General features: G+C 39.9%; 22 protein-coding genes and 3 pseudogenes. 18 read left to right on the forward strand and 7 right to left on the reverse strand.

All coding sequences use genetic code 11. From position 1 onward, the window contains the following. From G608_RS0113940 to G608_RS23615, 14 genes are all read left to right on the forward strand, one after another. The gene (locus tag G608_RS0113940) at positions 1 to 879 is read left to right on the forward strand and encodes a J domain-containing protein (protein ID WP_035795690.1); all 879 of its coding nucleotides are present in this window, start codon (positions 1 to 3) and stop codon (positions 877 to 879) included. Between the two features lie 170 nt (positions 880 to 1,049). After that, on the forward strand, positions 1,050 to 2,030 hold the full coding sequence (locus G608_RS0113950) for a phosphotransferase family protein (protein ID WP_026496562.1): 981 nt from the start codon (positions 1,050 to 1,052) through the stop codon (positions 2,028 to 2,030). A gap of 275 nt (positions 2,031 to 2,305) precedes the next feature. Continuing rightward, positions 2,306 to 3,448: an ATP-binding protein gene (locus tag G608_RS0113955; protein ID WP_026496563.1), complete on the forward strand. Its 1,143-nt coding sequence runs from the start codon at positions 2,306 to 2,308 to the stop codon at positions 3,446 to 3,448. 124 nt (positions 3,449 to 3,572) lie between these two features. Continuing rightward, on the forward strand, positions 3,573 to 3,785 hold the full coding sequence (locus G608_RS0113960; protein WP_026496564.1) for an SDR family NAD(P)-dependent oxidoreductase: 213 nt from the start codon (positions 3,573 to 3,575) through the stop codon (positions 3,783 to 3,785). Positions 3,786 to 3,841: 56 nt separating this feature from the next. Continuing rightward, positions 3,842 to 4,375: a flavin reductase gene (locus tag G608_RS0113965; RefSeq protein ID WP_026496565.1), complete on the forward strand. Its 534-nt coding sequence runs from the start codon at positions 3,842 to 3,844 to the stop codon at positions 4,373 to 4,375. Between the two features lie 109 nt (positions 4,376 to 4,484). After that, a complete protein-coding gene (locus G608_RS0113970) occupies positions 4,485 to 4,736 on the forward strand; it encodes a hypothetical protein (RefSeq protein WP_026496566.1) in 252 nt (83 codons plus the stop codon). Positions 4,737 to 5,256: 520 nt separating this feature from the next. Next, positions 5,257 to 7,074, forward strand: coding sequence for a leucine-rich repeat protein (locus G608_RS0113975; protein WP_026496567.1), 1,818 nt, complete (start codon positions 5,257 to 5,259; stop codon positions 7,072 to 7,074). Positions 7,075 to 7,480: 406 nt separating this feature from the next. Further along, positions 7,481 to 8,032, forward strand: a complete 552-nt coding sequence (locus G608_RS0113985) for a hypothetical protein (RefSeq protein WP_026496568.1) — start codon at positions 7,481 to 7,483, stop codon at positions 8,030 to 8,032. 65 nt (positions 8,033 to 8,097) lie between these two features. Continuing rightward, entirely contained in the window at positions 8,098 to 8,295 is a 198-nt protein-coding gene (locus G608_RS21250; protein ID WP_035795692.1) for a hypothetical protein, read from the forward strand. Between the two features lie 303 nt (positions 8,296 to 8,598). Beyond that, complete coding sequence (locus tag G608_RS0113995) at positions 8,599 to 9,693, forward strand: RNA-splicing ligase RtcB (RefSeq protein ID WP_035795713.1); 1,095 nt, start codon at positions 8,599 to 8,601, stop codon at positions 9,691 to 9,693. Positions 9,694 to 9,840: 147 nt separating this feature from the next. Next, positions 9,841 to 10,041 (forward strand): NAD(P)H-dependent oxidoreductase, encoded by a 201-nt coding sequence (locus G608_RS0114000; protein WP_026496570.1) that lies wholly within the window; start codon positions 9,841 to 9,843, stop codon positions 10,039 to 10,041. Positions 10,042 to 10,382: 341 nt separating this feature from the next. Next, positions 10,383 to 10,856, forward strand: a complete 474-nt coding sequence (locus G608_RS0114005) for a GNAT family N-acetyltransferase (protein WP_026496571.1) — start codon at positions 10,383 to 10,385, stop codon at positions 10,854 to 10,856. Between the two features lie 260 nt (positions 10,857 to 11,116). Then, on the forward strand, positions 11,117 to 11,905 hold the full coding sequence (locus G608_RS0114015) for a class I SAM-dependent methyltransferase (RefSeq protein ID WP_026496572.1): 789 nt from the start codon (positions 11,117 to 11,119) through the stop codon (positions 11,903 to 11,905). Positions 11,906 to 11,943: 38 nt separating this feature from the next. Next, positions 11,944 to 12,099, forward strand: coding sequence for a hypothetical protein (locus tag G608_RS23615; protein WP_196810205.1), 156 nt, complete (start codon positions 11,944 to 11,946; stop codon positions 12,097 to 12,099). A 53-nt stretch (positions 12,100 to 12,152) separates the two neighbouring features. Here the strand turns inward: G608_RS23615 and G608_RS0114020 are convergent. After that, a pseudogene (locus tag G608_RS0114020) lies at positions 12,153 to 12,314 on the reverse strand (helix-turn-helix domain-containing protein); the annotation flags it as partial. A 184-nt stretch (positions 12,315 to 12,498) separates the two neighbouring features. On the opposite strand from G608_RS0114020, the gene G608_RS21255 reads away from it, so the two are divergent. The 3 genes from G608_RS21255 (at position 12,499) to G608_RS0114035 (ending at position 13,577) form a co-directional block, all read left to right on the forward strand. After that, positions 12,499 to 12,885 (forward strand): hypothetical protein, encoded by a 387-nt coding sequence (locus G608_RS21255; RefSeq protein WP_242829395.1) that lies wholly within the window; start codon positions 12,499 to 12,501, stop codon positions 12,883 to 12,885. A 126-nt stretch (positions 12,886 to 13,011) separates the two neighbouring features. Then, positions 13,012 to 13,254, forward strand: a complete 243-nt coding sequence (locus G608_RS0114030; RefSeq protein ID WP_026496574.1) for an AbrB/MazE/SpoVT family DNA-binding domain-containing protein — start codon at positions 13,012 to 13,014, stop codon at positions 13,252 to 13,254. Then, the gene (locus G608_RS0114035; RefSeq protein WP_026496575.1) at positions 13,254 to 13,577 is read left to right on the forward strand and encodes a type II toxin-antitoxin system PemK/MazF family toxin; all 324 of its coding nucleotides are present in this window, start codon (positions 13,254 to 13,256) and stop codon (positions 13,575 to 13,577) included. The genes G608_RS0114030 and G608_RS0114035 overlap by 1 nt, the downstream gene beginning before the upstream one ends. Positions 13,578 to 13,597: 20 nt before the next feature. Here the strand turns inward: G608_RS0114035 and G608_RS0114040 are convergent, their stop codons facing one another. From G608_RS0114040 to G608_RS0114060, 5 genes and pseudogenes are all read right to left on the reverse strand, one after another. Continuing rightward, a complete protein-coding gene (locus G608_RS0114040; protein ID WP_026496576.1) occupies positions 13,598 to 14,617 on the reverse strand; it encodes a tyrosine-type recombinase/integrase in 1,020 nt (339 codons plus the stop codon). A 425-nt stretch (positions 14,618 to 15,042) separates the two neighbouring features. Further along, positions 15,043 to 16,128, reverse strand: coding sequence for a tyrosine-type recombinase/integrase (locus G608_RS0114045; RefSeq protein WP_024864897.1), 1,086 nt, complete (start codon positions 16,126 to 16,128; stop codon positions 15,043 to 15,045). 127 nt (positions 16,129 to 16,255) lie between these two features. Beyond that, positions 16,256 to 18,469: an EAL domain-containing protein gene (locus tag G608_RS0114050; RefSeq protein ID WP_026496577.1), complete on the reverse strand. Its 2,214-nt coding sequence runs from the start codon at positions 18,467 to 18,469 to the stop codon at positions 16,256 to 16,258. 225 nt (positions 18,470 to 18,694) lie between these two features. Further along, positions 18,695 to 18,823: pseudogene (locus G608_RS0114055) on the reverse strand (4Fe-4S ferredoxin); the annotation flags it as partial. Positions 18,824 to 18,906: 83 nt separating this feature from the next. After that, positions 18,907 to 20,394 (reverse strand): radical SAM protein, encoded by a 1,488-nt coding sequence (locus tag G608_RS0114060; protein WP_022766956.1) that lies wholly within the window; start codon positions 20,392 to 20,394, stop codon positions 18,907 to 18,909. A 164-nt stretch (positions 20,395 to 20,558) separates the two neighbouring features. On the opposite strand from G608_RS0114060, the gene G608_RS0114065 reads away from it, so the two are divergent. Beyond that, complete coding sequence (locus G608_RS0114065) at positions 20,559 to 21,143, forward strand: TetR/AcrR family transcriptional regulator (RefSeq protein ID WP_013282475.1); 585 nt, start codon at positions 20,559 to 20,561, stop codon at positions 21,141 to 21,143. A gap of 149 nt (positions 21,144 to 21,292) precedes the next feature. Here G608_RS0114065 and G608_RS0114070 read toward each other — a convergent pair. After that, positions 21,293 to 21,599: pseudogene (locus tag G608_RS0114070) on the reverse strand (MFS transporter); the annotation flags it as partial.

A 21,599-nucleotide genomic window follows, 5' to 3' on the forward strand; every position in this document is an offset into this window, starting at 1 on the left:
ATGGATATAATTGAGGCTTATCGTATCCTTGGCGCGTCAAGGAGCGATGATGAAAACACCATAAAGAAAAAGTATAAAAGACTTCTTTTTGTCCATCATCCCGACGCGAAAAGGCATAGGGGAGAGGCGTCCGATGATGGGATGATAACCAAAGTCATCGAGGCATATAAGGTAATCCGGGAAAATCTGGAATTAGAGCTTGAAAGCAGTGATGACTGGGAGTGGGAAGCTGCCGTTAATGAGGAAGCTTTCTGCGACAGAGCTGTATATGTGCAGTACAGAATCTATGATGATGAGGACCTTCCGCTGTCAAAGGTAGCTGAGGGCAAGTATTTCTGGGATCCCGATCTTGAGGATTTTCCATTTTTCGCTAAAAGTGTACTTGAAGCGGCAAAGGATGTAGTCTCGGGAGCGGAAGGGACCCTTTCCGGGAATGCTCTTATGGAAGTGTTCCATCTTATGATGCAGGAATATGTCTTACCTGCGGACGCAGCAAGGAAAATTGGAGAACCTGTTGGCGGTACGGAAGCGTACCAGTTCGCCGGTTATATAAAATGTAATGCCGGCAAAAGAGATGATGCTTTTCATGAAGGTGAGCCGGTTGATATTTTCCTATCTGATAACAGGGCAGTGGCTCAAAATCCTGTGACAGGAGTGTTCCTCGGGGATATTTCATTTGACGATGACGCTCTTTATTATGTGATCTTACCTCTTCTGGAGGAATCAGAAGTCGAGATATCATCTCAGATGATGCGCCTCATTAAGACAGGTCGCAATAAAAACAGCATAATGTTACGGATAGTCCTTAAGATTCCAAAGGAGCTAAAGGACATACCGGTATCCTACAAAAGACAGATCCTTGATTTGCTGGGAATGTAGATGTGATGTTGTGACATAGGATGATAAAGTAACAAGAAATGTTATAGGGGATGAAATGAAGAAGGAGATAGTGCCAAAGGGGACGGTTCTAAATGGCACGATAAAAATTTCGTGCCATTTAGAACCGTCCCCGGTGGCACAGAACCATAAGAAGAAGGGGGAACCGGAGAATGGTTATAAGCAAGACTAAATATGAGGCATCAGAAGCAGAGATCAGGGAATTGTTTTCACAGCATAAAGTAGGAAATGTAACAGAAATATCAACTCTTGGAAACGGGGAATTCAATGCAGCATACAAGGTAACCTGCGATGATGGCGTGAATTACGTATTAAAGATAGCTCCTTCGGAAGCTGCAACTGTCCTTAGCTATGAGAAAAATATGATGAAATCAGAGGTTTTCTGGTACTCTCAAATGCATGAAATGACAGATATTCTCTGCCCTAAGGTCTATGTTTCTGATTTTTCAAAGGTTATTATAAAAAGTAACTGCTTTATTATGGAGATGATGAAAGGAGAGCCCTTGTGGGCGATAGATTTCTCCGACAAGGAATATGAGGCGGTTCAAGAGCAGAAAATCGGCATGCTGGCCAAAATACATAGAATTACAAATGATGAATTCGGTTATATGCAGATGGGACTTATGCCTTCATGGTATGAGGCACTTAGGAAAATGGCGCTTCAGCTGGTTACCGACTGCAAAAACCTTGGTTATGAAACACCCGATGGAGAGATGTTCATAAGCCTGATTGATAAGCATGAAAAGCTTCTGAGGGAAGTACCCTGCAGAATGGTGAATTTTGACCTATGGGACAGCAACGTTCTCTATGATACCAATACCGGAAAAATCTGTTGGATAGATCCTGAGCGCGGTTTTTGGGGTGATCCTGTCGCGGATTTTATTACCCTTGGCCCTGGTCAGAAGGTGCCTCTTTCAGCTAAGCAGAAGGAACTTAATACTTACAATAATATGGTGGAGGAAAAAATTCCTCTGACCAAGGAAACAGAGATAAGATATGCTCTTGCGGTCTGCTATCTGGCACTTATTGAGGAAGTGGAGAAATATGTCAGATACGAGCCCGATGATCCGACCTTCATTAGGAATACTGTTGATGCAAGAGATATGTATGATATGGCATTTGAGATTCTCTGAGTGCATGCAAGTAAGAAACAGGTCTTTTTCGCAGGTCCGCTTGTAAGGAACGTTTTTGGATTTCTATGAAGCCGCGTATGACCTGTGGATCAGATGCGGAAATGGTTTGAATCGATCCGGATTACTTAAGAAGAATTTGACAAAAGGAAAATGCGAATATATAATTCCTCTCGACTTAATTGGTATATATGCAAAATAAACCAGAATACTCAAAATGATGTGTTCTGGTTTATTCATGTTATTTGTAGCATCTTTGTAAAGGATTTAGTGACATGATGAAGGAAGTAACATACGATAAACTAAAAGAATGGGACAGAGATTCCTATGTTTTGATAGATATCAGGGATGATGAGCTTGTGGATGAAGGCATTATACCCGGCGCCATTCATATTTTTCCTGAGGATTTGGAAAATAGCGCGGAACTGGCTGAGATATCATCGGATAAGAAGATTGTTTTTTATTGTCAGGTTGGTCGTAAGTCAAAAGAAATAGACGATACCCTTGAGGTTTTGGCTGGAAGAGAGTGCTATAGCTTATCGGAAGGTTATGTGGGCTATATCTGCTCATGCATGAATGACCAGGCAGAGCTGGAAGAAAGAAAAAAGAAAGCTGAAGCAAGTATACAGAAAAAATACCATAAGCAGCTCTTTTCACCCTTTGCAAAAGCATGTAAGATTTACAAGCTTATTGAAGAAGGAGACCATATTGCCGTATGTATTTCCGGTGGCAAGGATTCTATGCTGATGGCAAAGCTGTTTCAGGAAATTCAGCGCCACAGGCAAGTGAGCTTTGAGCTTACATTTCTTGTGATGGACCCCGGATACAACAAGGAAAACAGAGCGCTGATAGAAAGCAATGCGAAGGCGCTTGGAATTCCGGTAACAATATTTGAAAGCACTATATTTGATACCGTGGACACAATAGATAAAAATCCTTGTTATCTGTGCGCCAGAATGAGAAGAGGTTATCTGTACAGTAAGGCAAAAGAGCTGGGCTGTAACAAAATAGCTCTCGGACACCATTACGACGATGTAATAGAGACGATACTTATGGGAATGCTCCACGGCGGGCAGATTCAGACCATGATGCCCAAACTTCGAAGCACAAACTTTGAAGGGATGGAGTTGATCAGACCGTTGTATCTTGTGAGAGAAGCAGATATCTGCGCATGGAGAGATTACAATGAACTGCACTTTTTGCAGTGTGCATGCCACTTTACAGATACATGTAGCACTTGTCATGAAGATGGTACAACCTCAAGCAAGCGTCTTGATACAAAGAAACTGATCGCAGAACTGAAAAAGACAAATCCGTTTGTCGAGTCCAATATTTTCAGTAGTGTGGAGAATGTCAATCTGGATACCGTAATAGAGTATAAGAAGAATGGCGAAAGGCACAACTTCCTGGATGAATACTAAAAGGTAACGTAGCGCCGCCCGTAATCAGCATCAATTAAGCATTGATTTTTGATTATGGGCGGTTTATTATTGCTTTAAACGTTGTATACAATCAAATGGCAGCAAATACAAAACAGAGGTAACGATGGGAAGACTGGATGAAAAAGTTGCGATAGTCACAGGTGCCAATTCGGGGATGGGAATGGCTACTGTTGAGGCACTAAGCGATGAAGGTGCAAGGACGGCAATATTTCTGGCAACTGATGAATCAGTGAAGGATGTTACCGGAGAGTATTTTTATAAATGTAAAATTGCCGCGTCTTCGCAAAGCAGGGCGAGCTTAAGGCTGAATATGTGAAAAACACTGAGTTCGAGAAATATAGTGCAGAACAGATTTAAGAATGGAGGAATCAAATGAAGGAAAAGGTAAATGTTACTGATTATGCAAATCTGATTACAAAAGCGCTTCCCAAGGGAATATTGCTTAATACAAATGCTGATAAGTTCAACTCAATGGTAATAGGTTGGGGACATCTTGGTACTTTATGGGGTAAGCCCACTTTTCATGTTTATGTAAGACAGGGGCGTTTTACAAAGGGACAGCTGGATAAATCCGGAGAGTTTACGATAAGCATTCCTCTTGAAAATCCCGATCCTACTATCAACAAAATATGTGGCTGGGAATCCGGTTTTAATATCGACAAGGTAAAAGAGGCAGGCCTTGAACTTGAGGATGCAGAGGTTATCAAAACTCCGGGCGTTAAGCAGTATCCGCTTACAATCGAGTGCAAGGTGCTCTATGCCCAGGATCAGGACCTTTCAAAGATCCCTGAGGGCATCAGAGAAAAGACATATCCGCAGGATGTGGAGGGTACATACCCTATGGCAAATAAGGATTTTCATACCATGTATGTTGGAGAAATAGTTGACGCATATATTATCAGGTAAAAATGCGCAGAATGCTGAGAGATTATAGAAATTTAATACTTCCCAAACCCTTTAAGCGAGATTAAATATGTTAAGGTATATATATCAATCACGCAGATGGAGGTGTTCCATGGGTAAAATCAGCAAAGCCATCGAAAAGAAAAAGAAAGAGCTCATGTGGCTTAAGATAAAGCTTGGACTAAAGGTTGGTGCTATTGTCCTTGTACCTATCGTTATTTTGATAGTTATCCATATCATCAAAAAGAAGACTAAGAAACGTGTAAAGAACAAGATAAAGGAATCCATCAGAAATCACGTTTCAAAAAAGCAGGAAGATGATAAAGAACTTGAGCTTTGCGATGATACTATCGATTATTTGTGAGAAGGAGGCGTCTATGAAATATTGGACGTAGAGATATTACGCACAATGCTTTACCGGATTCATTAACGTACATTGGCAAAAAATATGCTGATGTACGTTATTTTGTTAAAATATTTTTTAAAAAGTTTTCAAATCACCCCCAAATGGCGGTAGTGGAATTTTTTTAGAACGTTTACAATAGGTGTGAAAAAATAAAAAAGAGGCATCTGTCAAGTACGGAATATGCATGAAACTGTGCAAAATCCGTAGTTTATACAGAACCATTGCCATGTATAATTATTTTATGCAAAGACATAGGACAGCATCCTGATCTTCAGGGGGATTTCAAATTGTATAGCGTTCATGGGAAAAGTATAATCTTTACAGACAGATTAGGCATAACAGGCAATTTTATAAGCATTTTTATTGTAACATTCGCACTTTAGGAAATGTTTTCTTAAGGTGCGTTTTTTACGCATCGAATCATTTAATGTTTCATGTAAGATATTAATTCCGATTGGGAAAGGAGAGGAAGGTAATTATGAAGAAAAAAGTTAAAGAACCAACCCAAATTTTCGCTAATATAGGAAAGTTTCCGGTACTGCTATTTGGATTATTATTTTTGCTTTCAATGGCATTTTTAGTTCTACCTAAGATGGTAGTAAGTGCATCCGGTAGTTATAGTAGCTATATAGATAGCATGGATACAGTAAAGTTTAACGGAATTGATTGGTACATTATTGAGGATAATTCAACTGGAGCGGAGCCCACTGTGACACTCTTTTCCAAGGAGATTTATGATTATTCTGCGTTCAACAAGGAAGGCAACAATTTGTATAAAGGTTCGACAGTCCAGAAGTATCTTGAAGGATTGACAACTGGATCTGGGGCATTTGCAGACGTGACCGATCTTATAAAACCGACAGATTTAACAGATGTAGGAGTTACCGGAGCAAAAATATACTTACTAAGTTATTCAGAGGCAAAAGCAATTACTCAAAAAGAAAAATTGCAGTGTGAAAATTATGGTGTTGGTTCCGCTTCTAAGATGTGGTGGCTACGCACACCGTATTCAGAAAATAGTTCTGGAGTTTTGACAGTAAAAAGTTATGCTAATGATGTCTATGAAGATTATTTTGAATACGCATCGCATACATGGGCTTTTCGTCTCGCTTTAAGGGTAGATTTAAATAAGGCAGAGTTTGATACCACAACAAAAACTTTTAAATTATCAAATAAGTATAACTTATGGGTAGGTGATACTCAGGTTACGGAAGAAAATAAGAACTCCATCCCCTGCTCTATAGGAACTGCAACATTTGATCCTACAACTAATACTCTTACCTTTAATAATGCGAAGATAACAACAGGGTATATTTATAAAGGGTCAGGATCGGCAGGACCACATGCAGGAATATATGCCAAGGATATTTCTCTTACAATAAAGGGAAAAGTGATGATTGATCCTGCTTATACTAGTGGTCGCACAGATGCTATTCACTTAGATGGAACTGGAACTACCAATACATCGCTCAAGCTTGATGGTGATATAACAACAAGAATTTATGCAAGAGGAATTGTAACTGAAAAGGCCAATATTGTTGTGAGTGGGGGTAGGCTTGATCTAGAGGTATCGCAGGCATATTCTGGCGTTCTAAGAGCGGAAAAAGACGCCGAGATAATCTTTGAAAATAATGTAAAAATCTTATCACCAGCTGGAGCTGTTATAAAAAAGAACGAAAATCAGCATGTTACAAGTATCTATCCATCAAGTGAATCGGATGCTTCTAATGAAAACACAATAAAAGTAACAAAGGCTATTATTGGAGTTGCAACGTCTGATTCTACGAAGCCTGACGAAACTAAACCAGATGATACTAAGACACCTACAGTAGCAGATCCTGCTCCTGCTCACAAGGTTGGCGATGTTGTAACTGACGGTGGTTTTTCATACGAGATTACTTCTGTTGAAGAAGGTAAGGAGAAAGTTAAGATCCTGAAGGCTGAATCCAACACCGTTTCAAGTGCAAACATCCCGGAATCAATCACCATTGATAACAAGGTATTCAAGGTTACTGAGATTGCATCCGGAGCTTTCAAGAATAGCAAGAAGCTTAAGAGTGTGACCATTGGAACAAATGTAGAGAAAATAGGCAGTAAGGCATTTTACAAGTGCAAGAAGCTTAAGAAAGTAAGAGTTAAGACGAAATTACTTACCAAGAAGAGTGTAGGTAGCGGAGCTTTCAAGGGCATCCATCCTAATGCCAAGGTCAAGGTTCCTAAGAAAAAGTTTAAGGATTATCAGAAGATCTTTAAGGCCAGGGGAGTAAAAGAGAAGACCCAGACGATTACAAAGTAAGTGACGACAATCCCGGGAGTGTGTCAAAATTGATATGATTCCCCTTAAGTAGACAATGGAAATATTCAAAGTCTCTTAAGGGGATTTTTATATCAGTCATGTGAGAAATAGGTATATAATAATAAGTAATGGTGAAACGGCCGTCAGATTTAGCATAATCTGATGGCCTTCATTATTTCCAAAAGAATGGTTCATGATATACTAAATAACGTGAATAAAAGTATTATGATTGAAAGGTCAAAACTAGAAATATCAGGAGCTGATCGGTATGATCCACGAAAAGATGACTCATGAAAAGATGCAGGAAATCTGCGGTACTTGCGAATGGTATCAAATGAGCGCCTGCGAGAAAAATATCCTTACAGGAAAATATCTGCTCGGAAACTGAATTAAGTGAGGTATTAACATGGCTCAGATTAAGTTGGGACAAGCACTGTTGATCGTATGCTGCATATTTTACCTTGTATGGTGGGGAGTGGCGTTTCATCCTGATCATGGTAACAGCCACACTTCCGGACTTGATGAAATTTTATTGCTTATTACAGCGGGATTTGGACTTGCAGGGCTATACATAAATATGATGGGGATAATCAAAACTCCACCGGGAAAAGGGTTTATTTCCGGAATAACTATTATAGCCGCTGGCATTGCTACATATTTGATTCTGCTATATGGAACCAGAGTTTTTCTTCACAGGCAGGTGACGTCTGAACTGTTCCTAATAGTAGGATGGTCGATGCTTGAAGTGGCATCAATAAACCGTGCTTTTGCCTGGGAATCAATTACGATAGACAAGGCTGTTATTCTTCTCGTATTAACTGCGATAGCTGCAATACTGAGTCTGTTTTTCTATTTGCAGTATTACAGAGTAAAGCCCATGACGGGATATCTGTTCGGTATGGTACCGCTTATTACAGAAGCAATTACAATGGGTGTATTTGAATTTTTAACAAAGTAGTCTTTTAGATGTATAAGAAGCAGCTATTTCGAATACTGTAGAAAACTATAATTTGGAGCAGCCATATGGAAATGAAATCGAAGTTCTTCAGTGAACTATCAACAAGAGAACTTTATGAAATATTGAAAATTCGGGCAGAGATATTTGTCGTGGAACAAAACTGCGTGTATCAGGATATGGATGACAAGGACTATGACAGCCTGCATATATTTTATGAGGATGGAGAAAGGGTTGTTGCGAAAGAAATAGAAGATACCCCATAACCCACCATATGTGATATACTAACGTCTGTAACAAAGAATTCAAAGTGCTCGTAACGAGCAGAAAGGAGGACAATCATGAAACACATGATGATTATATTTACAACTGAAACTAGAAATGACAGAGGCATGATTGTCCGCCGTCTATATAGCTGATAGTTCTATCAGTTTACCCATTTTTGACAGGACAATTAAGTGATTAGCCTCTGAGAATTAGAGGTGTCTTTTGTGCGCTTTTTTGCGAGGACACCAATACGGAGGTTTGTTTTGATACAAATAACAGGAAAATATGCAGATGCAAAAATCATGTGCATGGGCGATATTGCTGAAGGAAACGTGAACCGGTACGCAATTGCTCAGGTTCAGATGATAGCAGACACTGAGGCAGCAACCGGCAGTAAAATCTGCGTTATGCCGGACGTTCATCCGGGAAAGGTAGGTCCCATAGGTCTTACCATGACAGTAAAAGATGCTGTACTTCCTGCACTTATTGGCATTGATATCGGATGCGGAATGAGCATGGCAGCGATTGGAAAAGTAAGAAAGGATTTCCAAAAGCTTGATACCGTGATCAGAGATAACATCCCGGTTGGATTCAAGAGCAGAAGCGTAGTACACAGGGATGCCTGCGAGTTTGATCCGGGCTGGCTTCGCTGTGCAAAACACATCAGACAGGACAAGGCAATGCTTAGCCTGGGAACTCTGGGCGGAGGAAATCACTTCATTGAGATTGATACGGACGATGATGGCGAAGGATATTTGATCATTCACAGCGGGAGCCGCCATCTTGGCAAGGAAGTGGCTGAATACTACATAGAAAAAGGCCACAATTATCTTAAGAAACAGGGAATAGAAGTTCCTTATGAAATGACCTTCCTCACAGGTGAACTTTTAGCGGATTATCTTCATGATATTCAGTTTGTTCAGGAGTACGCCGCCTTGAACCGTCAGATCATGATTAAGGAAATCTTCAAGGGCATGAAGTGGAAGATAAAAGATCAGCAGAGCTGTATCCACAACTATATCGAGGAAACCGAAAACGGAGCAATTTTAAGGAAAGGTGCTATCTCAGCTAAGAAAGACGAGGATGTAATCATACCCATCAATATGAGGGATGGCGTGATCCTTGGAAAAGGAAAGGGAAACGCAGAGTGGAACTATTCTGCACCACACGGCGCAGGCAGATTATCTACAAGAGAACAGGCAATGAATTCACATACAGTTTCCGAATTCAAGGCATCCATGAAAGGTATTTACTCTAGTTGCATCAGCAAGGATACACTTGATGAAGCACCCTTCGCTTACAGGGACATTGATTACATAAGGCAGGCTGTTGAGGATACCGTTGAAATCACAAAGATCCTTAAGCCTATTTACAACTACAAAGGCGGGAATGCTTAGGGAGGAGGTAATTAGAAAATCTTCTAAGAGAACATCAAAATTTACACTATCCCGGGTCGGATAATGAGAAGAAATATGCTGATTTAAAAGCTATGATTGATTAAGTAAACTCACATAATTCAGACATTCAGAATAAGGAGAGAAGGTATGGCTAAGAAAATTGTTGTTGTAAATGCAGGACCAAGGGCAGGATTCAATACAGATACACTTTTAAAGGAAGCAGCCAAGGGATGTGAGGACGCCGGGGCTGAGGTTGTTAGATATGACCTCTTTAAACTTGAACGCTACACCGGCTGCATTTCATGCTTTGGATGCAAAAAGGAGCAGAATAAAGGTCACTGTATCTAAGATATAAATATACATAGAAATTATATATCTTTTTGTAAGCGACTGAGCGAGGCAGGTATATAAGGATAGAAATATGATGCACTTTTATATACTTTTTTCTGTGCTTTATAGTACCAGGGGTGAGTGTTACAGGAAATGCTTATCGAAAAAGTATATAAGTCAAATTATCATTTTCAATTTATATACCGAGCGGAGAAGTTACGGGAGAAATAGGTATATAAATTTGACGTAAGAGCTTTTCTTATATATGTTGTGCAAAAAGGCGCGTTATAAATATTTAGGAACACTTTTGTAAAAAGAGAGTATTTTTATATTATGTACTACTGTGAGGAGTATGACTAATGAGCAATGTTATTTTTGACATGGCCGGTAAAGATGACATATCTGAGTTGGTTCGTTTGAGAATTGCATATATGATAGACGATTTCGGAACTATCAGTGAATATGAACGGCAATGTATGGAGGAACAACTTCCGGGATATTTTGACAGAAGACTTGGAAAAGAACTGATCGCATTTGTTGCAAGGGCAGAAGGACGGTTGGTGGCAGCGGCATATCTGCTGATCATTGAGAAGCCGGCGAACCTGTTTTTACCCAATGGACTTGATGGAGAAGTGCTCAGTGTATATACAGAGAGTGAATACCGTGGAAAGGGCATCTGCACACAGCTGATGAAAAACATGATAGAGTTTGCGAAAGAAAACAAATTATGCCGAATAGATTTAATGGCAACAGATGAAGGCTATCCGATCTATAAAAAGGTCGGCTTTGAAGACAGGACTCAGAAATACATAGATATGCGTTTGAAGTTGTAAGTGATGGCGCTTTATCTTTGAATATTACGTTCTAAAGTATTAATGTGCATAATGCAAAAGCAGTGATAAACAGATCTTTATCTGTGTGCGGATCAGGTCTGTCTTTGGTTGTACGATAGTATATATTTACATAAGCCATGGCTTAAAGGACTGTCAATCGAGGAGGATGCGGTATTTGAATATTCTTTTATTCCTTGCAAAAGGCTTTGAAACTATGGAAGCCAGTGTTTTTGTTGATGTTATGATGCTGGAGAAGGCTGATGATAATTCAGGATATTGATAAAGGAATGCCATTTGACTGGGGCAAAACATCAGAAGATTATGCCAAGTACAGGGACATTTATCCGCAGGAGTTTTATGAGTACATTTTGCAGCTGGGTTTGTGTAAGGACGGACAGAGGATACTTGATATAGGAACCGGCACAGGTGTACTTCCGAGGAACATGTATAAGTATGGCGCGAAGTGGACGGGAACTGATATTGCCGATAATCAGATCAGGCAGGCAAAAGAACTTTCTGAGGAAGCCGGGATGAAGATCGATTTCTTTACATCCAGGGCAGAAGAAGTTTCTTTTCCTGATAATACATTTGATGTGATAACGGCATGCCAGTGCATATGGTACTTTGACCATGATATTACGGCGCCAAACTTTGCAAGAATGCTTAAATCGAAAGGCAAATTTCTGATTCTTTACATGGGGTGGCTTCCATATGAAGATCCGATAGCAGGTAAAAGTGAAGAGATCATTTTAAAGCATAATCCAAACTGGACAGCTTATGGTGATACAGTTCATCCTGTCTGGGTGCCGGAGCAGTACTTGAGGTATTTTGATTTATTATCGCAAGAGCAATTCAGAGTTGACATTCCGTTCACAAAAGAGGGATGGCATGGAAGAATGCGGGCCTGCAGAGGCGTAGGGGCATCAATGTCACCAAAGCAGCTGGATGCATGGAATAAAGATCACATGGAGATGCTACAAAAAGAGGCTTCTGAGAACTTTATGGTAAAACACTACATATCAATTGCTGAACTGCAAGTGAAGAAATAAGGAATAATGATAAAACTTACAGATTACAGAATAAAGCCATGATAGTAATAAAAACTTCTATTTTTCCGGCATCAAAGGAAGAAGTGTTTAACAAACTGCAGAAGCTGAAACTATTACAGTATATAGCCTGGCCATATGCAACATTTACGCCGGTGGGTGAAAAGATATCTACTCCTATGGCGGAGCTTACTTAATGCATTGGTTGAATATGCCGCCATCATTATTACAGATACAAATACCAAAGTCTTGCTATACAATGCAATACTTCCAAATCGGGTATATTGCTTCCGGTCTCCCAACGCGATACTGTTCTGCCGGATACATTAAGTACCTCTGCGAATTGTTCTTGGGTTATCCCTTTTTCTTTTCGAAGTTCCTTCAAAAATGCCCCTATTTTTTCCTGATCCATACCAGTTATGTATCCTCCTTTCAACGCTCATCACAATATCTAGTGGTTGCAAAACAGAACATATATTCGTATAATTACAAATAGAACAGCTGTTCGCTATGCATGCTTTTTTCATTGATTCAGGGGCAAGCCGGTGCGCACAGGGTGTGCCTTAGTTTCAGAATGGCAGGAGGTATGGACAGATATGATATTTGCGGTAGATTTCGATGGGACCATCTCTCTGGGCGACTGGCCTTCGGTTGGTCCTGCCAATATAGAATTGATAGATTTTTTGATAGAAAAGCAGAAGCAGGGGGATAAACTGATTCTCTGGACATGCAGAGCAGGAGAACCTCTTGAAAAAGCCATAGAGTTTTGCCGGGATAACGGACTATATTTTGATGCTGTAAATGACAACTTACCGGAGACCATAGAGAAGTATGGCTCCAATTCAAGGAAGATCACCTGCGATGTCTATATTGATGACAGGGCATGCAATGCCGACGAATATGAAAAGAGTACAACTCTTGATTTGGACAGGATAGAAATGGAGCTTTTACGCTACGCTGATATGGTGGCGATGGCAGGATGATAGAAAAAGTGGATGATGGGCTATAAGGTTGCATTTCGGGAAATGTTCTACGAGCTGTTAGTTAGATAATATTGCAAGAATGCATCCATGGATATACAATGTATATACACAAAGGAGGTATATATTATGCAAGCTCAGGTAAAAACATGGGGAAATAGTCAAGGCATAAGAATTCCAAAGGAAGTGCTTCAAGAAGCGGATGTGGCTGTTGATGATGTGCTGGATGTCAAAGTTTCAAATGGAGTTATCATGCTTGTTAAGCCATTCAGACATAAAACTTTGGAGGAGCGTGCTGCCGAATATGGCGGAAAGCTTGATCTTGACGGAGAATTTGACTGGGGTGAGCCGGTAGGAAGAGAGATTTGGTAATGAAAGAAGAAATAAATCAGGGGGATATACTTAAGATTGAAAAAATAAAGATGCCGGTTTTGGTAGTAAGTAAGGATTTTTTCAATCAAACTGGTGAAATTATTGGTTGTCCGATTTACAAGAATGGAGAGCCAGGTGCTTTACATATTAGAATTAATTCTGATGAAGTTACTGGGTATGTTCAATGTGAGAAAATGGCACTACTCGATATGAATTTAAGAGGATATTCTAAATTAGATAGAATACACATGCCAGAAATTATTGACATTACGGATGCTATACAAAGCATTTTTGATTATGTAAGTATCGACAGATATCGATAATGATGATGTAGTTTTCTATGTCACCTAAGCCCCTCAAGCACATTCCTTGTTTCTTTCATGTCAGTCTTGGCGGCCTCTGCGTAGATATTTGTGGTATTAAGGCTCTTGTGATTGAGTTTTTTCTGCAATTTGAGTATATCGTGGTCCGTGGCCTCATAGAAGCTCATGGCAAAGCTGGATCTGAGCTTGTGGGGCGTGATTTTGTCAACATTGGAGCTGTCCGGAAGGGCAGCTCTTACGTATTTTTTCACAAGGCGCTCAACGGCGCGAACTCCGATTCTTTCGCCGGAGAGGGCAGTGAAAGCGGGGAAGTTCCTGGTTTGCTTCAAATTGAACTTGGCTTTCTGCGTTGTGAAATAATCAAGAAGATAACCGGAGCATTCATTTGAAAAATAGACTGTCTGTGTATCGCCACCTTTTCTTGTCACAACAACGCTGCCTGATGCAAGGTCAAAGTCATCCATATCTGTGCTTACAAGCTCGGACACACGAAGTCCTGTATCAAGGAAAAGCAGGATCATTGCTGAGTCTCGCTTTGTGTACAAATTATGGTAATTTGCCTGTGCGGTGGAAAGGCCCGTACCGTTGCGGACAGAATCCAATAATTTGGACTGTTCTTCATTTGTTAAAAAAATAACATCCTTTTTGGGAAGATCAATTCGCTTGGATATAGCCATAGGATTCAGCCTGATTTTTCCGGCCTTCATAAAATAACTGTACATGCTGGCAACACTGGCTCTGCGGCGTTTTGCAGTGGTGTTTTCGTAGTTTTCAGCCATATCTGTCAGATAATTATTTATGTAAAGCACGTCTAAATTTGACAGATCATCCAGGGTCAAATCCTTCACAGAGATTTTCTTCTTTTTATATTCAGGGACGCAATTCACGATAAAATCCAGAAAACGCTTGATATCACGACAATATTCAAGCTTTGTGTTATGTGCGTCGACCTTGCCAAAATTGTAGATAAAAACGGAAACGAATTCCGGCATTTCTTCAAGAAGTGATTCAATTTGATCAGAACGGCTTTTTCGTTCCATAAAAACCTCCCAAGGTATGAACTGTGATACAATAAAGCGTGTAAATGCAAAATAAATCTAAGGATTTTGCTACATACATATTATGAATTCATAATAACACAAAAAACGACCTTGGTATAAAATGAAGTTATTTATACTAAATGTTTTGCGACCAAGTACCAAAAATATAAATTTTACGACCATGAAAGAGGCCTGTTCATAGCAATTCAGTTTTTATATAAGCTACATTTGTCGGTTTAAACTAAACTTGTAATATGTTTAAAGATAGGAGTGTAAAAAGTCAAAAATACGACTTTTTACACTTTTTAACTTAAAAAAATAAAGCTTGAAAATGTAAAAAGCCGTACTTTTAAAGAAAAATCTGTAAAAAGCCGCATGGATTAAAGCTAAAATTGTAAAAAACCGGGCACTGTAGTGTGTGCAATTTAATCATTATCCTGGTTATCATCAGTTCCATAAACGTCTACCTGAGATGCCTGTCTTTTATGTTCTTCTTCTATAGCAGCATAGTGTTTAACAGTTGTATTTACGTCTTTATGTCCCAGAACATCAGCAACCATATAAATATCACTGGTTCTGTTATAAAGCGCTGTACCATAAGTTCTACGGAGCTTATGAGGGGTGAGCTTTTGAGTAAGTCCTGTGTTTTTTCCATATTTTGAAATCATATATTGGATGCTTCTAATCGATAAACGCTTATGCTGAAGAGATATGAAGAGAGCAGGTTCTTCAGAATCATTGAGTAGGGTAGGGCGTTCATGATTGATATAATCCCTCAGCGTATTCCGGATAATCTCGTTTATGTAGAGATGATCTTCATCGCCGCCTTTTCTGACGATAGTAATTGTATTTTCATCAAAATTTATATCTGAAAGATCAAGCCCTGCACATTCCGAGACGCGGATTCCAGTATTTAACAGAAGAGTTACAATGGCCAGATCTCTTTTTGCAGTAGGTTCAGACATGACTTTGGAATGGTAACTAGCAGAATTCACAGCTGCGACAGAATCCATTAGAAGCTGAACCTGGTCAGGATACAGCCTTCGGATATCTTTCTTTACCTTTTCTTTCTTCTTTACAGCAGCTTTCACTGTGGGATCAATCTTAAGATAGTCATATTTGATCAGATATTTATAGTAATTCCGTACAGCCGCCATTTTTCTTGCAATTGCACGTTCTTTAGCAGGCTTTACATTGCCTTTTTTATCCGGTTTGTGGCCTGATGCAACATAATTTTGGAATTCATTGATGTCCTGAGGACCAAGATTTTCGACAACTTCAAAGGGGATATCTTTGATTTCAAGATTCTTGCACAGGGGATTCTTTTCCTTGAGAAATCCGTAGAAAAATAGAATATCCTGCGCATAATTTAAAGCGGTGCTTTCCTGATATTTGAGAAGACATTCCTCAACAAATCCATGTGTATGCTGAGGAAGAATGTTTTTAATGCTTTCAGTATCTTTACGGCGTTTCTGCCTCAATGAATTGTAATATTCTGAATTTTCACCCATGACTTAACTCCTCCGCTTTTCTAAAATAATCGTAACACAAAAGGGGAATTTTGTGCAATGATATTTGCGTTAGCAACGCGTTCCAGCGGGAGGTGGACCCCCTGTCTGACATCGTTCTTTATTGGCTTTATTTCTTTGTTGGATATGCCGTTAATTCTTCAAACTCATCTACCGGCATAGGCTTGTAGAAATAATATCCCTGCATTTCCTCACATCCAAGACTTCCGAGGAAATCAGCCTGTTCCAGTGTCTCAACACCTTCTGCGATAATAGAAGTTCCAATAGCATGGATCATCTGGACCATGTAGCTAAGTATTGTCCGACCCATCTTTTGGTCACCTGAACCGGTAATAAATCGAAGATCAAGCTTTATGCGATCAAGGATAACTTCTTTTAACATATTCAGTGATGAGTAACCACTTCCAAAGTCGTCCATTTCAACTTCAAAGCCTGCTTCACGAAGTTTGGTTGTTGTTTTGATGATGGTATCGGAGTTTTCGACATATACGCTTTCCGTTATCTCAATACGAAGTTGACCAGGCAATAGGTTATAGAACTCTTTTAATGTATTAAAGTGGTCGGCTACATCAGGGTTCTTTACTATATCAAGTCTTGATAGGTTTACTGATACACACAGTTGTCTGCCCTGATCATTCCATCGCTTCAAATCCTTACACACAGTGTCCCAAACGTGACAGTCAAGATCATAGATAAGCCCAGCATCTTCCAAAACCGGAATAAATTCTCCAGGAGAAATGTTTCCATCCTTCTTGCTTTTCCAGCGGCAAAGAGCCTCTGCACCAGTTATCATCCCAGTCTTATAGTTGACCTGTGGCTGATACCATACTTGTATTTCCCCAGACTCAATAGCTGCAGGAAGGCGACTTGCGATACCGGCACTTTTCCTTCCCATGTCCCACTGCTTTGGGTTATAAAACTCAAATCCTTCTTTCTTGGATTCTCTGACTTTTCTTTCTGCAATGCGGGCATAATCAAGCATCTTATCCACGTTTATGTCTTTATAGTCATCAGGCATAAGAACATAAATACCAGAGCAGAGCCTTACAACAAAGTCTTTTCCACGATCGCTAAAATAATTGCGAACAGGAGTCAAAATATATTTTTCATCCTGAAGAATCTGTTCATTGCCGCCAATACATCGAAGGATAACAAAATGATCTCCATCATACCTTCCTATAGCTTCTTTATCGGTAAGTACTTCAAGGCTTCTCTCAGTCCAAAATTTTAACAGCTCATCTCCGGCCTTCCAGCCAAAGCTGTCGTTGATGAACTTAAAGTCTTTTATGTTGTTATAGGATATCGTATACGGTGTATCAGGGTTGTTAGTGAGTAGTTCCTCAACTTTTTTACGGAATCCATTGTGGCTGAGCACACCAGTGAGAGGATCGATATCCTCCATTATCCGCATCTTTTCCTTCTGCTCTTCAAAATATGCTTTCTGTCTTAGGACAAGCATTATAACAAGAGCAGCAAAAAGGATAGTCCCAATAATAAGGAAGTACTTATATTGGTAGAGATAGTCTTCAAAAGTATATACATAAAGATCTCTGGTAGTGTAATCAAGGGCTATAGCCTGTTTTTTGGTTTCAGGAATAGCTGCAATTCCTTCGTTCAGAAGTTCAATTCGTTTTTTTCCCTCTGGGGTTTCAAGAGTTCCGGCACGAAAATCCATTGAAAACATGGCAGAAGGCTGTACTTTAAAATCATTATAGGATGGCTTTTGAAGCACATAGCTCCACGCATATGAGTTATGTAAAAGTGCATCTACCTCTTCATTTCTAAGCGCTTTAATGCAATCAGCCATGGAATTGTAAAGGTTTATCGTTATTCCAGGGTATAACTGCTTTACAGTTTCTGCTACTCCGCCCTGTGATTTTAGCATGCCTACTCTGATGGTATTTATGTCAGAAATAGAGTGCTTATCTGTAGTCACAAGGGTAAATGGGGTCTGGATGAGATTGTCCGATACGATGGTCGCTTGACCAGATGCACTTGAAACAGCACTTCCAAAGGGCATAACAAGATCGTACTCAGTACTATCAAGGGCTTCCTTAAGATTTGATTCACTTATAGCTTTGAATGCGACATTGAAACCAGCTTCTTTGGCAGCGGATTCCATAAGATCAACGCCGATTCCTGCAATCTTGCCGTTGTCTTTATCAATGTAAAACATAGGACATCTGTCTACAGGCACACCGACTGTAAATTCTGTAGCAGGAGAATCAGACGAGGCATAAACAGGCGTCAAAAAGACTCCCTGATAGATTACCAGGAAAAGGAGGGCTATGCTGATAGTAGTATGGATCCTTTTTGATTTCATGATACACTCGCCTTATTGTTTGTTCTTTGCTTTAGATACTCACACTTAATTCTAACATTATTATGTTAAAATACGATAAATAATAAATAACAAATCGATAAAGGCGACTTCTAGTATTCCGGCATTGCTAACTTATGCGCATACGGGACTTGAACCAGGGATTCACGGAGCACCATTAGAACATAAAAAAAGTGTTCCGACGCTATATGAGTCATCGGAACACCATAGACCGACGCAGCATGGCATTTCCATCCTTGCAATAGTAACATCCCTTATGTCCTTGTTACTGATAACTTCTGTCAGTTTCTCAGTGTAATCTCCCTCATCCGGTTTGGGACATCCGATCATTGTAAACCTGCCTTGCATCAGAAAAAGAAAAGTATAAAACTTTATTCGACAGGGTAAATGAAACAACAATACTATATAATTCGAGGCATTTAAGCTCTCTTATGTTTAAAGTGATGCTGTCTGGGTTTGTGCTTAAATGCAACTATGTTTAGAGGCTTTTCATCCTTTTTTGCATAATTCTCATATGCCTTCTTATAGTGTTTCTGTCCGGCCCAGATATCGTCAGCTACAGGCGCCCACTCTTTTGCGTAATCATCACACTTTGCACACAGATGTTCAACACTTTCTTCAGACTCTTCATTGGTACCATGAGCTCCGGATATTTCAACCATGTCCCTTAAAAGAGCCGGATTTTCAAGCATTGGGCATGGCCTTAAATGATTCTTATTAAATGGCTGCCCCTTATGATATTCCATGAAAAGAGGACTTTGAAGCATCTCAAGTATTGAATGTGTATGTATATTCGTGTTGGAGAAGTGGATAAATACGCATGGCTCAGCATCTCCGCTTGAATTGATGTGGAAGTAATTTCTTCCGCCTGCTATGCATCCGCCAACTGCTTCGCCATCATTCTGGAAATCCATAGGGAAGAATCCCAGGTCACATTTGTCACTTCTCAGGAATCTAATCTGATCCACCATCTTCTTTCTCTGTTCTACCGTTGGCATAAGCTCAGGAACAGCATTGTTTCCAACCGGCATATAGTGAAAGAAGAATCCAAATCTTGCTCCTTTTTCAGCTATAAACTCGATGAACTTAGGATCAGTAACTGCCTTGATGTTGTTTCTTGTATAGCAGATGGAAGTTCCATAAACTATTCCGTACTTTTTGAGTAGATCCATGGCATTCATTACTGCATCATAATGACCAAGGCCACGTCTTGCGTCATTAGTCTCAGGAGTTCCCTCGATAGAAAGCTGGAATGTGAGATTTCCAAGCCTTACAACTTCTTTACAGAAATCCTCATCAATAAGTGTTGAATTGGTATAGATAGAGAACTCAACATCATTGTGCTTTTCTGCCAGTTTCAAGATATCTTTCTTCCTTACAAGAGGTTCTCCTCCTGTCATCATGTAAAGATATACTCCCAGCTCTTTTCCCTGGGTAACGATTTTGTCCATATCTTCAAAAGACAGATTGTGCTTAGGTCCATAAGTACCTGACCAGCATCCCGCACAGTGCATATTGCAGGCGCTTGTAGGGTCAAAAAGAATAAGCCATGGGATATTGCATCCGTATTTTTCCCTGTTTGCCCTGATCATTTTTGTGCCTCTGAAAAATGCCTCATAGCCAAGATTGAGCATCATCATCTTTGCAACATGCGGATCTGTCTCATCTATTACTTTATTCAAAAACTTAACCCATCTGTTATCCGGATCTTTAAATGCCGCTCTTACTTTATCAAGGCTTTCTTTTCTGGCTCCATCTTTACCCCAGAATTTCTCTGCCTGGTCAACAAGCTTAAGATAAGTAGCAGTCCTGTTCTCCGTTTTATCGAGATTTGCAAGGAACCTGTCAATCAGTATGCTAAAAGCCTGTCTTTGTACTTTGTGAGAAATGTTTTTTGCTAATTCCATACTTGTTATGCCTCCCCAAACGATGCTACAATTATTCTGATGTAACAAGTGTAACGCCACAGCATATTAATAACAATGGCTCTACCATCGGACATGACAATATTTCGTTTAAGTGAACCGATGTTACATTCTTGCATTTTTTGTAACGTCGAGAGGGAGAAAAAATGAAAAGCTCAAAAGAATCTTTAACAGAAATGCAAAAAAAAGAAGTTCTGAGGATGAATAATAAGGAGTCCAATCAGCTGACAAGAGAGTGTCTGCAGCTTTCGCTTATGCATCTAATGAGCGAACACCCTTATGAGAAGATCACCATCAGCGAGATAGTACGCCGTGCAGGAGTATCAAGGACGGCGTTCTATCGAAACTATACAGATAAAGAAGATATCCTGCATGAGCTTGGGGATGAAATAATAAAGCGTATAGCGGAGATCAGCGAAAAGCCCGAACTGCACGAAAACCCACATCTGTGGTTCGAAGATATTTTTCGGGCTGTCAAAAACGATAAAGATATAATATCTCTGTTTGACCAAGCCGGAATTCTTCAGAATGAACTCTTTCTTGAAAAAGCGGTCTCAGAGCGGCTCTATCCTACAGCTGACCCAGAAAAGAAGTATCTCAGACTTGCTGCCGAAGCTGCCATTTTACAAATACTCATAAGCTGGTTCAGGGATGGGATGCAGGAAGACGAAAAACAAATGGCTGATATCTGCGTAAATATCTTTGATAACGCTTTGAGCAGACTGCCATAATTAACAAGGACCTCTTCTAACATGAGAAATGATCCTTCCTGGCGTAAACGAAGTAATTCTTGCGCATATGAAGCTTGACCCCGGAATTCCCTTAGCACCAATAGAACATAAAATTCGGATATAATGCTCATTCCAACAAACTGGAATTGTTAGCACTCTGTCTTATTGCACCGGAGGCATAAAACATAAAATGCAATCGCCAGAAACTGTGATACCACAGACACAGTGACAAGATACACAGGATTCAAATCATACAGGGCACCGAGAAGCCAACTGCCCAGAAACCACGCAATACCAAATCCTGTCTCAAATATTCCGAAACCGGTGCTTCGCATGGAACGCGGGACGATTCCGCTGACAGCTGCTTTCATAATACTTTCCTGCGCACCCATTCCAATCCCCCACAGAATTATCCCAGCTCCGATCAACCAGGCATTTCCAGTCATAAAAACAAAA

Source organism: Butyrivibrio sp. WCD3002 (genome assembly GCF_000424265.1).
GTDB lineage: Bacteria > Bacillota > Clostridia > Lachnospirales > Lachnospiraceae > Butyrivibrio.